Source organism: Streptomyces sp. TM32, assembly GCF_004122755.1.
GTDB lineage: Bacteria > Actinomycetota > Actinomycetes > Streptomycetales > Streptomycetaceae > Streptomyces > Streptomyces sioyaensis.
The window spans coordinates 12410-27559 of sequence record NZ_SDIG01000042.1 but is presented as its reverse complement, the minus strand read 5'-3'; the positions used below and the strand labels follow the sequence as shown (position 1 = coordinate 27559).

The 15150-nt window shown below is 71.1% G+C and carries 14 protein-coding genes and 1 tRNA gene; 11 read left to right on the top strand and 4 right to left on the bottom strand.

Annotated features, from left to right (window positions below; genetic code table 11):
* The first annotated feature begins 2 nt into the window (after nucleotides 1–2).
* Entirely contained in the window at nucleotides 3–557 is a 555-nt protein-coding gene (locus EST92_RS12940; protein WP_129281080.1) for an SUKH-3 domain-containing protein, read from the top strand.
* Between the two features lie 16 nt (nucleotides 558–573).
* On the opposite strand, the gene EST92_RS12935 is transcribed toward EST92_RS12940, so the two are convergent.
* Entirely contained in the window at nucleotides 574–2073 is a 1500-nt protein-coding gene (locus EST92_RS12935) for a sensor histidine kinase (protein ID WP_129281079.1), read from the bottom strand.
* A 336-nt stretch (nucleotides 2074–2409) separates the two neighbouring features.
* On the opposite strand from EST92_RS12935, the gene EST92_RS12930 reads away from it, so the two are divergent.
* From EST92_RS12930 to EST92_RS12905, 6 genes are all read left to right on the top strand, one after another.
* Nucleotides 2410–2481: transfer RNA gene (locus tag EST92_RS12930), tRNA-Gln, on the top strand.
* A gap of 131 nt (nucleotides 2482–2612) precedes the next feature.
* Entirely contained in the window at nucleotides 2613–4070 is a 1458-nt protein-coding gene (gene glmU, locus EST92_RS12925) for a bifunctional UDP-N-acetylglucosamine diphosphorylase/glucosamine-1-phosphate N-acetyltransferase GlmU (RefSeq protein ID WP_129281078.1), read from the top strand.
* Nucleotides 4071–4143: 73 nt separating this feature from the next.
* The gene (locus EST92_RS12920; protein ID WP_129248575.1) at nucleotides 4144–5118 is read left to right on the top strand and encodes a ribose-phosphate diphosphokinase; all 975 of its coding nucleotides are present in this window, start codon (nucleotides 4144–4146) and stop codon (nucleotides 5116–5118) included.
* 190 nt (nucleotides 5119–5308) lie between these two features.
* A complete protein-coding gene (locus EST92_RS12915; protein ID WP_129281077.1) occupies nucleotides 5309–5905 on the top strand; it encodes a 50S ribosomal protein L25/general stress protein Ctc in 597 nt (198 codons plus the stop codon).
* Between the two features lie 140 nt (nucleotides 5906–6045).
* Nucleotides 6046–6633, top strand: coding sequence for an aminoacyl-tRNA hydrolase (gene pth, locus EST92_RS12910; RefSeq protein ID WP_129281076.1), 588 nt, complete (start codon nucleotides 6046–6048; stop codon nucleotides 6631–6633).
* Nucleotides 6634–6713: 80 nt separating this feature from the next.
* Nucleotides 6714–7238: a hypothetical protein gene (locus EST92_RS12905; protein WP_129281075.1), complete on the top strand. Its 525-nt coding sequence runs from the start codon at nucleotides 6714–6716 to the stop codon at nucleotides 7236–7238.
* A 75-nt stretch (nucleotides 7239–7313) separates the two neighbouring features.
* Here EST92_RS12905 and ppc read toward each other — a convergent pair whose 3' ends face one another.
* Nucleotides 7314–10079, bottom strand: a complete 2766-nt coding sequence (ppc, locus tag EST92_RS12900; RefSeq protein WP_174244003.1) for a phosphoenolpyruvate carboxylase — start codon at nucleotides 10077–10079, stop codon at nucleotides 7314–7316.
* Between the two features lie 301 nt (nucleotides 10080–10380).
* On the opposite strand from ppc, the gene EST92_RS12895 reads away from it, so the two are divergent.
* A complete protein-coding gene (locus tag EST92_RS12895) occupies nucleotides 10381–11385 on the top strand; it encodes a fatty acid desaturase (protein ID WP_129281074.1) in 1005 nt (334 codons plus the stop codon).
* Between the two features lie 22 nt (nucleotides 11386–11407).
* On the top strand, nucleotides 11408–12094 hold the full coding sequence (locus EST92_RS12890; RefSeq protein ID WP_174244002.1) for a TetR/AcrR family transcriptional regulator: 687 nt from the start codon (nucleotides 11408–11410) through the stop codon (nucleotides 12092–12094).
* Between the two features lie 27 nt (nucleotides 12095–12121).
* Here the strand turns inward: EST92_RS12890 and EST92_RS12885 are convergent, their stop codons facing one another.
* Together EST92_RS12885 and EST92_RS12880 are read right to left on the bottom strand one after the other, a co-directional pair.
* A complete protein-coding gene (locus EST92_RS12885; protein ID WP_129281073.1) occupies nucleotides 12122–12484 on the bottom strand; it encodes a VOC family protein in 363 nt (120 codons plus the stop codon).
* Between the two features lie 36 nt (nucleotides 12485–12520).
* Entirely contained in the window at nucleotides 12521–13345 is an 825-nt protein-coding gene (locus EST92_RS12880; RefSeq protein WP_129281072.1) for a trans-aconitate 2-methyltransferase, read from the bottom strand.
* A 164-nt stretch (nucleotides 13346–13509) separates the two neighbouring features.
* Between EST92_RS12880 and EST92_RS12875 the strand changes: the two genes are divergently transcribed.
* Both EST92_RS12875 and EST92_RS12870 read left to right on the top strand, forming a co-directional pair.
* The gene (locus tag EST92_RS12875; RefSeq protein ID WP_006605131.1) at nucleotides 13510–14007 is read left to right on the top strand and encodes a MarR family transcriptional regulator; all 498 of its coding nucleotides are present in this window, start codon (nucleotides 13510–13512) and stop codon (nucleotides 14005–14007) included.
* Nucleotides 14008–14341: 334 nt separating this feature from the next.
* Nucleotides 14342–15136, top strand: coding sequence for an SDR family oxidoreductase (locus tag EST92_RS12870; protein WP_129281071.1), 795 nt, complete (start codon nucleotides 14342–14344; stop codon nucleotides 15134–15136).
* Nucleotides 15137–15150 lie beyond the last annotated feature (14 nt).

Here is a 15150-nt window from a genome sequence, read left to right as displayed (position 1 = left end):
CCATGCCGACCACCCCCGGCCCGCGCACCGCCGCCCACGACCGCGGCGACTCCACCCGTTTCCCCGCCGCCGTCGACGTCGCCCTCCAGGACGCCGGCTGGCACCCCGGCCGCTGGGACATAAAGCAGGCGGAGCACTGGGCCGACACCCTGCGCGCCCACACCTCTCCCGCGGGCCACCGCCACACCGTCTTCCCCGCCGCCGTCGAGGCCTGGGCCGAATTCGGCGGTCTGCACATCACCGGCCCCGGGCCCGGCCGCCACATCGCGCCCGCCCCCTTCGCGCTCGACCCCCTGCACGGCCTCCACCTCGCCCGCACCCTCGGCGACCTCGGCCGCGCCCTGGAGACCGATGTGGCCCCGCTCGGCCGCGAGGAGCTCACCGGCCCCGACAGCACCACCTACAGCCAGGCCACCCTCGCCATCGACGCCGAGGGCCGCATCTACAGCCTCGACCACACCGGCGACTGGTATCTGGGGCCCGACCTCGACACCGCGCTGGGGATGCTGGTGCTGGGGAGCCGGCCCACGCGGCTGGCTCCCCACACGGCCGGGTGAGCCGGGTACGGCGGGATCAGGCCGCCGCCCGGGACGCCGGCAGGACCGCCGACACCCGGAAGCCGCCGGCCTCGGTCGGGCCGGAGACGAACACGCCGCCCAGCGCCGTCACCCGCTCCTCCATCCCCACCAGGCCGTTGCCGCCGCTCGGCAGCCCGGCACCGGCCGCGTCGCTCTCGCCGGGACCGTTCTCCACCTGGACCGCGAGCTCGCCCTCCCGGTGCGCCAGCCGCACCCGCGCCTGCGCACCCGGCGCATGCTTGTGCACATTGGTGAGCGCCTCCTGGACCACGCGGTAGACGGTCCGCTCCACGCGCGCGGCATACCGGCGCCCGCAGTCGGCCGCCGGCTCCCCCGCGTCGACCCCGGCGGCCTCAGCTGCCTCGGCGGCCTCGCTCACCAGCAGCTCGACGACCATCCCGGCCGCCCGGGACTGCCCGACCAGATCCGCCAGCTCCGCGAGGCAGGGCCCCTCGGCCGCCGTCTCCCCCGCCCGCTGCTCCGGGACCGGCGCCCCGCCGGAGGCCGACTCGGCGGACGAGGACTCCGCCGCGGCCCCGCCCCCGGACAGCTCTTCGGGCCGTTCCCGCTCCGTCACCTGCGCCCCGGCCCGGGAGGCCACCGCCGCCAGCCGCTCGGGCGCGCCCGACGCCGAAGCGCCCCGCGCCGACGCCCCCTCGGCCGTACGCAGCACCCCCAGCATCTCCCGCAGCTCGGTCAGCGCCTGGCGCCCCATGTCGCCGACCAGCCCCGCGTTCCGCGACGCCTTCTCCGGGTCCTTCAGCGCCACCGCCTGCAGTGCGGCCGCGTGCACCACCATCAGGCTCACCCGGTGCGCGACCACGTCGTGCATCTCGCGCGCGATGCGGGTGCGCTCCTCGTTACGGGCCCATTCGGCCCGCTCCTCGGCGCGGTCGGCCAGCAGCGACAGCTCCCGCTCCAGACCGTCGGCCCGCTCCCGCAGGCTCTCCACGAGCCGCCGCCGGGCCCCGATGTACAGGCCCCACAACACCGGCGGCGCCGTCAGCAGCAGCCCCATCGCCACCGCGAGGGCCGGCGCGAACCACACCGGCGGATGGAAGTCGTCCTGCCCGACCATCTCCTGCTGCACGGTGAGGTACGTCGTTACCAGCGTCCCCGTCACCGTCATCCCCGCCAGCAGCGCGGTGATCCGGCGCGGCACGTCCGACGCGGCGAGCGTGTACAGCCCCACCACGCTCAGCATTCCGCCCATCTCCGCGGGCATCACGGCGATCGAGACCAGCACCACCGCGACCGGCCACCGCCGGCGCACCAACAGCACCGATCCCGCCAGCAGACCGAGCAACAGCCCGAGCAGCTGGGGCAGCTGCGCCTCGTCGGCGAAGCCCGTTCCCTCGATCACACACTCCAGCGCGGATGCCGCCGCCAGAAACACATCCAGTACGGCACTCCGCCGCCGGGCCCACCACCACGGCCCGCTCTCCGGCGCACCCCGCGCGCCCACACTTTCTTCACTTGCCCCCGTCGCGGTCATGCCGACCAGCCTACGGGCGCTCGTGCGGGATCCCCCTAGGAGTTGCGCAGCCCAATACCAGACCTGACCCGTGGATATCCCTCGAACTATAAAATCACGCGCATTTTCGACACCTCAGGACGTCCGCCCCGTACGCTCGCGCGCGATCACCCACTCCCCGCACCACCCCTCACCTCGCCACACACAGGGGCAGCCGGGAGGGGACCATGACCGCCCGGTGATCCGTCGACGGCAAAGTACGGCGCTATACCGTCGCATCGGAGGCGGGCGGTACGGCATAGTGTGGGAGGCCGAGCGGCTGGACCGGCACACTGTCCGGCCTGGTTCGCCCTACCATCCCCTGTGGTGTAATTGGCAGCACTGAGGCTTTTGGTGCCTTATGTCCGGGTTCGAGTCCTGGCAGGGGAGCACATACATAACAGGCAATTTCCGGGTCCTGACCACCGCGTCAGGACCCGCACGCGTTTCACCCGCAATACGCCCCGGTATCCTTCGGGTGACCACCACCCGAAGTAGCCAAGAAGCCGAAGGGCATCCCCGTGAGCGCCAACCGCCCGGCAGCCGTCGTCGTTCTCGCAGCGGGTGAGGGCACCCGCATGAAGTCGGCGACCCCCAAGGTCCTGCACGCCCTCTGCGGCCGCTCCCTCGTCGGACATGTCGTCGCCGCCTCCCGCGAGCTGGACCCCGAACACCTCGTCGTGGTCGTCGGCCACGCCCGTGAGCAGGTACGGGCCCATCTCGCCGAGGCCGATCCCGCCGTGCGCACCGCCGTGCAGCACGAGCAGAAGGGCACCGGCCATGCGGTCCGTACGGCCCTGGAGGAGCTGAGCCAGAGCGGTGTCGCCCTCGACGGCACCGTGATCGTGGTCTGCGGCGACACCCCGCTGCTGACCGGCGAGACCCTCACGCGGCTGAGCGACACCCACGCCTCAGACGGCAACGCCGTGACCGTCCTTACGGCCGAGGTCCCGGACGCCACCGGCTACGGCCGCATCGTGCGCGAGGCGGGCCACGGTGCGGTGACGGCGATCGTCGAGCACAAGGACGCCACCGACAGCCAGCGCGCCATCCGGGAGATCAACTCCGGGGTGTTCGCCTTCGACGCCCGGCTGCTCGTGGACGCCCTGGGCAAGGTGCGGACGGACAACAGCCAGGGCGAGGAGTACCTCACCGATGTGCTGGGGATCGTCCGCGAGGCCGGGCACCGCGTGGGCGCCGCGGTGGCGGCCGATCACCGCGAGATCCTCGGGATCAACAACCGCGTACAGCTGGCCCAGGCGCGTGCGCTGCTGAACGAGCGGCTGCTGGAGCGGGCGATGCTGGCCGGCGTGACGGTGGTCGACCCGGCGTCGACCTGGGTGGACGTGTCGGTGACGTTCGAGCCGGACGCGACGGTGCACCCGGGGACCCAGCTGCTGGGCACCACGCACCTCGCCACCGGCGCCGAGGTGGGTCCGCACTCGCGGCTGACGGACACGTCGGTGGGCGCGGGCGCGGTGGCTTCGTTCACGGTCGCGGAGGGTGCACGGATCGGCGAGGGCGCGAATGTCGGCCCCTATGCATATCTGCGGCCGGGGACGGATCTTGGTCCGAAGTCGAAGGCCGGCACCTACGTGGAGATGAAGAACGCCACGATCGGCGAGGGCACGAAGGTTCCGCATCTGTCCTACGTGGGAGATGCCACGATCGGCGAGTTCACCAATATCGGCGCGGCGAGCGTCTTTGTGAATTACGACGGTGAGGCGAAGCACCACACCACGGTCGGATCACATTGCAAGACGGGCTCGGACAACATGTTTGTGGCTCCCGTCACGATCGGGGACGGCGCTTATACGGCAGCCGGCTCGGTCATCACCAAGGATGTGCCCCCGGGTTCGCTGGCGGTCGCCCGTGGCCAGCAGCGGAATATCGAGGGCTGGGTCGCGCGCAAGCGGCCCGGAAGCGCCGCCGCGCAGGCGGCTTCGGCCGCTCGCCAGGAATCCGAGGGCGAGCGGTGATCGTGCATGGGGTGCGCCGTGCGGGGCGTACCTTTGTTGAGCGCACGCAAACTGTGATTCGAGGAGATTTGCTGTGACCGGGATCAAGACGACCGGCGAGAAGAAGCTGATGCTCTTCTCCGGCCGCGCCCACCCCGAGCTTGCCGAGGAGGTTGCACACCAGCTGGGTGTGGGCCTGGTCCCGACGAAGGCTTTCGACTTCGCCAACGGCGAGATCTACGTCCGCTATCAGGAATCGGCACGCGGCGCGGACTGCTTTTTGATTCAGAGCCACACCGCTCCGATCAATAAGTGGATCATGGAACAGCTGATCATGATCGATGCGCTGAAGCGGGCTTCGGCCCGGAGCATCACCGTGATCGTGCCGTTCTACGGCTATGCGCGGCAGGACAAGAAGCACCGCGGCCGGGAGCCGATTTCGGCGCGGCTGATCGCGGATTTGATGAAGACCGCGGGCGCGGACCGTGTGGTGACCGTGGATCTGCACACGGACCAGATCATGGGCTTCTTCGACGGCCCGGTGGACCACCTCTTCGCGCTGCCGGTCCTCGCGGACTACGTGGGCGCGAAGGTGGACCGCGACAAGCTCACGGTGGTGTCGCCGGACGCCGGCCGGGTGCGGGTCGCGGACCGCTGGTGCGACCGGCTGGGTGCGCCACTGGCGATCGTGCACAAGCGGCGCGACAAGGACGTGGCGAACCAGGTCACCGTGCACGAGGTCGTCGGTGACGTGAAGGACCGGGTGTGCGTCCTGGTCGACGACATGATCGACACCGGTGGCACGATCTGCGCCGCGGCGGACGCGCTGTTCGCGAACGGTGCGTCGGACGTGATCGTGACGGCGACGCACGGCGTGCTCTCCGGCCCGGCCGCGGACCGGCTGAAGAACTCGAAGGTCAGCGAGTTCATCTTCACCAACACCCTGCCGACGCCGTCGGAGCTGGAGCTGGACAAGATCACGGTGCTGTCGATGGCGCCGACGATCGCCCGCGCGATCCGTGAGGTGTTCGAGGACGGCTCGGTGACGAGCCTCTTCGAGGAGCAGTAAGTGGGCCGGTGCCCTGGCCGGCACTGATCGACTTTGGGGCGGCCTCCCGGCCGGGTAGACTCATCGAGTTGCTCGGCGAGGGAGGCCGCCCTGTGTGGTGGCTGTCCGTTATCGACGCGCTCTTCGTAGCAGGTCTGTCGTGGGCCGGGTGACGCCCACCAGATGTTTCTGCAAAACGAGGAGTGCTGTTATGGCTGAGGTCAAGCTCGCCGCCCAGGTCCGTTCCGACTTCGGTAAGGGTGCCGCCCGTCGTGCGCGCCGCGCCGACCTGGTTCCGGCCGTCGTCTACGGCCACGGCGCGGAGCCGAAGCACCTGGCGATCAACAACCACGCGCTGATGATGGCGCTGAAGACGCCGAACGCCCTGATCCGCCTGGAGTTCGACGGCAAGACCGAGCTGGTCATCCCCAAGGCCGTGCAGCGTGAGGCGATCCGCCAGTTCCTGGTCCACGTCGACTTCCTCGCCGTGAAGAAGGGCGAGAAGGTCTCCGTCGAGATCCCGATCCACGTCGAGGGCGACCTCGCCCCGGGTCAGCTCGTGCTGGAGCACGTCCTGAACACGCTGCCGGTCGAGGCCGAGGCCACCCACATCCCGGAGTCGGTCACCGTCTCCGTCGAGGGCCTGGACGCCGGTGCCTCGGTGCTGGCCAAGGACATCGTCCTGCCGTCCGGTTCCTCGCTGGCCGTCGAGGACGACGCCGTCGTGGTGCAGGTCATCGCCGCGCAGGCCGAGGCGCCGGCCGAGGAGGCCGCCGAGGGTGAGGGCGAAGCGGCCGCCGAGGCCTGAGTCGCTGTGGCTGGGTAGATTTCTCAGCCAGTCGTCCAACCGCCGCCGCGTGCCTTTGGGTGCGGGGCGGCGGTTGGCCTGTTTCATGGGCAATTGCGGTCGGGGCCGGCAGCGGTCGGCGGGATGTGGGAGTGACTCAGATGTCGGACGCGGATCCGTGGCTGGTCGTCGGGCTGGGTAATCCGGGCCCGGAGTATGCGGGAAATCGCCACAACGTGGGCTTCATGGTGGCGGATTTGCTGGCGGAGCGGATGGGGGGCCGTTTCAAGGCGCACAAGTCGCGGGCGCAGGTGGTGGAGGGCCGCTGCGGTGCGCCGGGGCCGACAAGCCGGCGGGTGGTGGTGGCGAAGCCGTCGTCGTACATGAATGTGTCGGGCGGGCCGACCACCGCGCTCCGGGATTTCTACAAGGTCCCGGTCGCCAACATCATTGCCATTCATGATGAGTTGGATATCGATTACGGTGCGCTGCGGCTGAAGTTCGGCGGCGGTGACAACGGCCACAACGGTCTGAAGTCGATCACGAAATCCCTGGGTGCGGAGTATCACCGGGTGCGGTTCGGGATCGGGCGTCCGCCGGGCCGTATGCAGGTGGCGGATTTCGTGCTGAAGGACTTTTCCTCGGCGGAACGGCGCGAATTGGATTACTTCGTGGACCGCGCCGCGGATGCGGTGGAAACGTTGATCGTGGACGGTCTGGAACGGGCGCAGAGTACGTACAACTCCTGAATGGGACAGCGGGGGTCAGGGGCTGACGAACCGTTGTCGGAGGTTGACCGGGCGCTGGTGCATGGCCAAGGATCGCCGCCATGGCCAGAAGCAGTACGCGCACCCGTCCGGTCAGACGCAGTCGTACCCGCCGGGTCGGCGAGAGCGCCTATGGGGCGCTGCTCGTCGTCAGGGTCGCCGTGATGGGTCTGCTGGCCTTGCTGCTGCTGGTGGCGGGGGCGTGGACGTCATGGCACACGGCGCAGTACGCGATGCTCGTCAAGGCGCGGGAGCGCGGGACGATGACGGTCTCGGCGTGCGCGGGTGAGCGGTGCACCGGTCCGTACCGGCCGACGGGCGGTGACGGCACACAGCGGGCGAAGGTGTCGATCGCGCAGGCGGCCGCGCCCGACAAGGGCGAGCAGGTCGAGGTGACCGTCGAGCCGGGGACGACACATGCGGTGCGGACCGGGCCGGCCGGGATCCTGCACGCCTGGGTGCCGTTCGCGGGGGCGCTGCTGCTGGCGGCGCTGGTGGTGGCCGGAGGGATGCGGCTGCGGCGTACGGCGTGGGTGATGGGGCTGCTGGGGGCGGTGTTGCTGGGCGCGGCCTTCGCGGCGATGTAGGCCAGGGGCAGATACGACGGCGGCCCGTCCTCTCCGGCGAGAGGACGGGCCGCCGTGGTGTACCGGGCCGCCGGGTCAGCCGGTGTTGCGCAGGCCGGCCGCGACACCGTTGACGGTGAGCAGCAGCGCCCGGGCGAGGACCGGGTCCGGCTCCTCGCCGCGCTCGGCGGCGGTCCGCTGGCGGTGCAGCAGCGAGACCTGGAGGTAGGAGATCGGGTCCAGGTAGGCGTCGCGGATGTGGAACGTCTGCTGGAGGACCTCGTTGGAGTCCAGGAGCTGCTTCTCGCCGGTGACCCGCAGGACCTCGGCGACGGTGAGCTCGTGCTCGGCCTTGATGTGCTCGAAGACGTGCTTGAGGTCGTCGGGGACGAGGGTGTCGACGTAGTGCTGGGCGATCCGCAGATCCGTCTTGGCCAGCGTCATGGCGACGTTGGACAGGAAGTTGCGGAAGAAGTGCCAGTGCTCGTGCATCTCGTCCAGGACGCTGTCGAGTCCGGCCTCGCGGGCGGCCTTGAGGCCGGTGCCGACGCCGTACCAGCCCGGGACGATCTGGCGGGACTGGGTCCAGCCGAAGACCCACGGGATGGCGCGCAGTCCGTCGAGGCCGGCGCCGGAGTCGGGGCGGCGGGACGGGCGCGAGCCGAGGTGGAGCTCGGCGAGCTGGTCGACGGGGGTGGAGGCGAAGAAGTACGCGGGCAGGTCGGGGTCCTCGACCAGCCGGCGGTAGGAGCCGTGCGCGGCCTCGGAGACCGTCTCCATGGTCGCGTCCCAGCGGGCCAGCGCCTCGTCGGACTGCCGGGGGGCGGTGTGCAGGGCGGAGGCCTGGAGGGTGGCCGCGACCGTCAGCTCCAGGTTCTCCCGGGCCAGTGACGGCACCAGGTACTTGTCGGAGATGACCTCACCCTGCTCGGTGACCTTGATCTCGCCTTCGAGGGTGCCGTAGGGCTGGGCGAGGATCGCGTCGTGGGACGGGCCGCCACCGCGGCCGACGGTGCCGCCGCGGCCGTGGAAGAGGCGCAGCCGGACGCCGTGCCGGTGGGCGACGTCACGCAGCAGGCGCTGGGCGCGGTGGATCTCCCACTGGGAGGTGGTGATGCCGCCGAACTTGGAGGAGTCGGAGTAGCCGAGCATGACCTCCTGGACGTCGCCGCGCAGGGCGACCAGGCGCCGGTAGGAGGGGTCGGCGAGCATCTCGTCGAGCAGCTGGTCGGCGATCTTCAGCTCGTCGGTGGTCTCCAGCAGCGGCACGATGCCGATCTTGGCCCAGCCGGCGTGCAGGTCGATCAGACCGGCCTCACGGGCGAGGACGGTGGCGGCGAAGACGTCGTCGGAGCCCTGGCACATCGAGATGATGTAGGACTCGATGACCTCGGGGCCGAAGGTCTCCTTGGCCCGCAGGATGGTGCGGAAGACCCCGAGGGTCTTGGCGCCGGCCCCGTCGAGCGGGGCGGGGGTGGGTGCCAGCGGGCGGCGGGAGCGCAGTTCCTTGGCGAGGAGCTTGCGGCGGTAGTCGCGCGGCATGTCCACATAGCGCCAGGACTCCTCGCCGAGACGGTCGAAGAGCTGGCCGAGGGCGTGGTGGTGGGCGTCGGCGTGCTCGCGGACGTCCATGGTGGCGAGCTGCAGACCGAAGGCGGCGATGGTGCGCAGGGTGCGCTCCAGACGGCCGTCGGCGACCAGACCGCCGCGGTGTGCGCGCAGCGAGGTCTGGATCAGGGCGAGATCGTCGAGGAGCTCCGGGGTGCCGAGGTAGTCGCGGCCGGGGACGTGGGGGGTGTCGCCGGCCAGCCGCTCGCGGGTGTTGACGAGCTTCTGCCGGATGCAGGTGGCCTTGAGGCGGTAGGGCTCTTCGCTGTTCAGCCGCTTGTAACGGGGGCTGATCTCGGGCAGCAGTTCGAGGTCGCGCTGGAGGGACTCCAGCAGCTCGTCGGTGGCTCCGCAGTTGCGGATGGAGTTGGACAGCGCGCCGCGCAGCTCGTCGACGTGCTCCAGGGCGTCGGTGATGCCGTGCTCGTGCTGGAGGAGCAGGACGTCCCAGGTGACCTGCGGGGTGACGTTGGGATTGCCGTCGCGGTCGCCGCCGATCCAGGTGCCGAAGGTGAGCGGGCGGGTGCCGGCGGGCAGCTCGGCGCCGGCCCGCTCCAGCTCGGCGGCGAGGTCTTCGAGGACGTCGCCGACGGCGCCGCGGCCCAGCTCGTCGAGGTAGTAGATGGCGTTACGGGCCTCGTCGGTGGGCTCGGGCCGGGCGACGCGCAGCTCGTCGGTCTGCCAGATGAGGTCGATGTTCTCGGCCAGGCGGAGGTCGGCGCGGCGGCGCTCGCTGCCGTCGGCGATCTCCAGCAGCTCGGCGACCTTGCGGAGCTTGGTCAGGACGGAGCGGCGGGCGGCCTCGGTGGGGTGCGCCGTGAAGACGGGGCGTACGCCGAGGTTGCGGGCGGTGTCCTGCAGATGCGCGGGGTCGGCGTCCTTCAGCATGTCGGCGGTGCGGGCCAGGATGCTGCCCTCGGCGGCGCGCCGGGCGGCGAGCTCGCGGCCGCGGTGGACCTGCTCGGCGACGTTCGCGAGGTGGAAGTAGGTGGAGAAGGCGCGCACCAGCTTGGCGGCGGTGGCCAGGTCGGTGTCGCCCAGGAGCCGGGCGGCTGCCTCGCCGTCCTCGCGGGTCAGGGCGCGGACCCGCTCGACGAGGTCGAGGAGGTCCTTCCCCTCCTGGCGGACGAGGGTCTCGCCGAGGAGGTCGCCGAGGCGGCGGATGTCGGCACGCAAGGCGATGTTGTCGCTCGGGCCGGCGTCCAGGCTCTCAGCGGTCGCGGATTCGGCCGGAGTGTGGTCGGCACTGCTCACGGGTGCGGCTCCTTGCAGCGATCAGGGACGTCGCGCCGCGGCTCTGGCATGAGGGGTGGCGGGCGACGAATGGGCTGGTCTGATGCGGGCGTGCGCGGACCACGCTGTCCGACGTCCCCAGGATAGGTCTGCCCAGCCACGGAGAATCACACCGTCCGCTTAGTGGGCATCTGCCGCGGCACCGGCAGGTGTGGCGCCTGTCACGGCCTTGCCCGTGACGGTCTCACTGCCATACTTACGAAACCGTAGGTTACGGTCCCGTAGCCGTAGCCGTGCCCCCGAGCCCCCGACGAGGGACACCATGACCGCTGGTCCTGAAGCCGTAGAAGATGCCCCGATTCCTGCCGATTCATCCATCGCCGGTGCCGGCGTGCCGTCCGCGACGCTGGGCGGCGAGCAGCGCAGATCACTCGAACAGATCGCCTTGCTGCTCTTCATCACCGTCCCGTTCGTGGCACTGCTGGCCGCCGTGCCGCTGGCCTGGGGCTGGGGTGTGAGCTGGCTGGACCTGGCGCTGATGACAGCGATGTACTACATCGGATGCCACGGCATCACGATCGGCTACCACCGCTACTTCACCCACGGTGCGTTCAAGGCGAAGCGCCCGCTGCGGATCGCGCTCGCGATCATGGGGTCGCTGGCCGTGGAGGGACCGCTGGTGCGCTGGGTGGCCGACCACCGCAAGCACCACAAGTTCTCCGACGCGGAGGGCGACCCGCACTCCCCGTGGCGCTTCGGCGAGACGGTGCCCGCCCTGATGAAGGGGCTGTGGTGGGCGCACATCGGCTGGATGTTCGACGAGGAGCAGACCTCGCAGCAGAAGTACGCGCCGGACCTGGTCAAGGATCCGGCGATGCGTGCGGTCTCCCGCCAGTTCGTCCTGTGGACGGCGGTGTCGCTGCTGATCCCGCCGCTGGTCGGCGGCCTGGTCACCTGGTCCTGGCAGGGTGCGCTGACCGCGTTCTTCTGGGGTTCCCTGGTCCGGGTCGCGCTGCTGCATCACGTGACGTGGTCGATCAACTCCATCTGCCACGCGGTCGGCAAGCGCCCCTTCAAGTCCCGCGACCGCTCGGGGAACGTCTGGTGGCTGGCCGTCCTGTCCTGCGGTGAGTCCTGGCACAACCTGCACCACGCGGACCCGACCTGCGCCCGGCACGGCGTGCTGAAGGGGCAGGTGGATTCCAGCGCCCGGCTCATCCGCTGGTTCGAGAAGGCGGGCTGGGCGTACGACGTCCGCTGGCCGGACACCGCCCGGCTCGCGGCCCGGCGCGCGGCGGCTACCGCCGGGGGTACCTCCCAGCGGTAGCCGGGGAAGGCATGATTGACGGGTGGCGATCGACAACAGCAGCGCGAGCAACAGCAAGGGCAAGCCGTCCCCGGCTCCGGGGGCCCGGCGGACCCGCAGGGTCCGGATGACCGGTGCGGAGCGCCGGGAGCAGCTGCTGGACATCGGTCGCACGCTCTTCGCCGAGCGGGGCTACGAGGGCACGTCGGTGGAGGAGATCGCGGCGAAGGCCGGGGTCTCCAAGCCGGTGGTCTACGAGCACTTCGGCGGCAAGGAAGGCCTGTACGCGGTCGTGGTGGACCGCGAGATGCGGCAGCTGCTGGACATGGTGACCGGCGCACTGACCGCCGGCCACCCCCGCGAACTCCTCGAACAGGCGGCCTTCGCGCTGCTCGACTACATCGAGACCTTCACCGACGGTTTCCGCATCCTGGTCCGGGATTCCCCCGTGGCCCAGTCGACGGGCACCTTCGCCTCCCTGATCAGCGATATCGCCACCCAGGTCGAGGACATCCTGGGCCTGGAGTTCAAGGCCCGCGGCTTCGACCCCAAGCTGGCGCCGCTCTACGCGCAGGCCCTCGTCGGCATGGTCGCGCTGACCGGCCAGTGGTGGGTGGACACCCGCAAGCCGAAGAAGGCCGAGGTGGCGGCCCATCTGGTGAATCTGGCCTGGCACGGCCTGGGCAATCTGGAGGCCCGGCCGCGGCTGATAGGGCATCGCAAGAACTGAGGACCGGCGTCGGACCCGGCCTACCGGTCAGGCCTGCGGCTCCAGGAACTCCAGCCGGTTGCCGGCCGGGTCCACGGAGTAGAAGCGGCGGTGGCCCGGGAGGTCGTCGTCCCAGGTGACGGCGGCCCCGGCGGCGGCCAGGCGGGCGGCGAAGGCGTCGATGCCCTGGACGCGGATGCCGGGGTGGGCCTTGCGGGCGGGGCGGAAGTCCGGCTCGATGCCCAGGTGCAGCCGGGCCGTGCCGGCCTCGAACCAGCAGCCTCCCCGCCCCGCGAGCGCCGGCGGCTTGGGGACCTCGGTCATGCCGAGGAGGTCCGCGTAATAGGCCCGCAGGGCGTCTTCGGAGCCGGGGGGTGCGGCGAGCTGGATGTGGTCGAGGCCGGTGATCACGGCGTCACCTCGGGGGGAGAGAAGGGGCGGCGGGCGTCAGCCGTCAGCCGGTTTGCGGGCCACCGCGAAGATGCGGCGGAAGGGGAAGACGGTGCCGTGGGCGCCGGTGGGGTAGGCCTTGCGCAGGGCGTCGCGGTATTCGGCGAGGAAGGCCTCGCGGGTCTCCGGATCGTTCTCCAGCGCGGTCAGCACGGGGCGCAGCGCGGTGCCCTTGACCCAGTCAAGGATCGGGTCCTCACCCTCCAGGAGCTGGACGTAGGTGGTCTCCCACACGTCGGTGGCGCAGCCGAGATCGGCGAGGCGCTCCAGGTAGTCGGTCGGTTCGAGGATGTGCACGAACCGACGGCCGTGGGTGGTGAGCCGCTCGCGCCACTGCGGGGAGTCGCACAGCTCGCCGAGGAGGGCGTGGCTGGGCGAGGTGAAATTGCCGGGGACCTGGAAGGCGAGCGTGCCGCCGGGGGTGAGCGCGTCGATCCAGCGGGCGAAGGAATCGGGGTGATTGGGGACCCACTGCAGTGCCGCGTTGGAGACGATCAGGTCGTAGGTCTCCTCGGGCGCCCAGTCGGTGGCGTCGGCGGGGGCGAAGTCGAGGTGGCCGCCGCCCGGGGTGGGGCCGGCGTGGGCCTCGGCCTCCTTGAGCATCTCCGGGGAGTTGTCGTATCCGGTGATGTGCGCGTCCGGCCAGCGGGCGGTGAGCAGGGCGGTGACGTTTCCCGGGCCGCAGCCGAGGTCGGCGATGCGGGCGGGGCGGTCGGGCCGGGGCAGCTCCGATATCCGGGCGAGGAGGTCGAGGAAGGGGCGGGTCCGGTGCCCGGAGTGGCGGAGGTATTGCTGCGGATCCCAGGTTGGTGCGTCGTGCATGGTCGAAACCCCTCTACTGGTGCAGGGCAGGCACAGAGCTGACACGGTCTGGTTCGGGCCGTCTCGGCCGGAAACCGGGTCCCCGCCGACGATGCCCATAGTCCAGCGAAATATATCTCGACGTCAAGAGACTTCATGTCGACAGACCCTCTACACTGATCGTCATGGAGGACGAGGTCGACCGACTGGTGGCAGCATGGCGCCGTGAGCGCCCGGACCTCGACGTGGAGCCGCTTGAGGTCCTCAGCCGCGTCTCCAGGCTCGCCAGGCACCTCGACCGGGCCCGCCGGATCGCCTTTGCCGAGGTCGGCCTGGAGCCCTGGGAATTCGACGTCCTCACCGCGCTGCGGCGCGCCGGCGCCCCTTATCAGCTCTCCCCCGGGGCGCTGTTGACGCAGACCCTGGTCACGTCGGGGACGATGACCAATCGCATCGACCGACTCGCCAAGAAGGACCTCGTCGAGCGGCTGCCCGACCCCAGCGACCGGCGCGGAGTGCTGGTCAGACTGACCGCGGCGGGCCGCGACAAGGCCGACCGGTCGCTGGCCGGACTGCTGATCCAGGAGCGCGCCATCCTCGCCGAACTCTCCCGCGAGCAGCGCGGCGAACTGGCCGGGCTACTGCGGCGGTTGACCGGTCCGTTCGACAACATTCCCGGGTAGCCGGCCGGCGGCCGGTCCGTTCAGCCGCATCCCCCGGCACCATTCGGCGCATTCCGGGCCCAGGGGTCGGCTTTCCCCGTTCCCCGCATGGCCGGTTTCTTTCGCGGACGGGCGGGAGGCGGTGACTCCCGGCCAGGCGCGCGGGCGCTGTCGACGCGGCGGCGGAGCCGCCCGGCGGGCACTCGCAGAAGCGGCTCGATACGGGCGCACGACGGGTTGGCACGCGCGCATATGACGAGGCGTCAGCACTTCGCGTGCGCCCCCTGATTGCATGCGCGCCCCCTCGCGCCACGTCCCCTTGCCCGCCGCTCGGCCCGTGGGCTTGGATCGCGCCATGAGCCAGCAGCGCGCACCGCATCCGTCGAACGGCCCGTACGGCAAGCGGTTCGAGGGCCGTACGGTCCTGGTGACCGGCGCCGCCGCCGGGATCGGGGCGGCCACCGCCGACCGGCTGGCGGCCGAGGGCGCGGGCGTCCTGCTGCTGGACATCGACGACGCCCGCGGCGAGCACACCGCCCGCCGCATCCGGGCGGCCGGCGGCCATGCCTCGTACGAGCACTGCGATGTGGCGGTCGAGGACGACTGGCGGCGGGCCGTCGAGGCGGCCCGGCGGCGCTACGGTCCGGTGGACGGGCTGGTCAGCAATGCCTTTCTGCCGTTTGTGGCGACCGTCGGCGACACCCCGCTCCCCGACTGGGAACGGCAGCTCGCGGTCAATCTCACCGGCTCGTTCCTCGGGGTGCGCGCCGCTCTGGACGATCTGCGGGCGCGCGGCGGCGCGGTGGTGCTGACCTCGTCCGTACACGCGCTGATCGGGCTCCCGGGGCGGCCCGCGTACGCCGCGGCCAAGGCCGGGCTGACCGGTCTCGGGCGGCAGCTGGCCGTCGAATACGGGCCCGCGATGCGGGTCAACTGCGTGCTGCCGGGCCCCGTACTGACTGCGGCCTGGGACGGTATCGACGAGGAGGACCGGCAGGCCAGCGCCGCGCAGACGGCGGCCCGGCGGCTGGGGCGGCCGGAGGAGGTCGCCGCCGCCATCGCCTTCCTGCTCTCCCCCGAGGCGTCCTTCGTCACCGGCGCGAGCCTCGTCGTCGACGGCGGCTGGAGCGTGTACAAGAACTCTTCTTGAACCGGGCGGCGGGG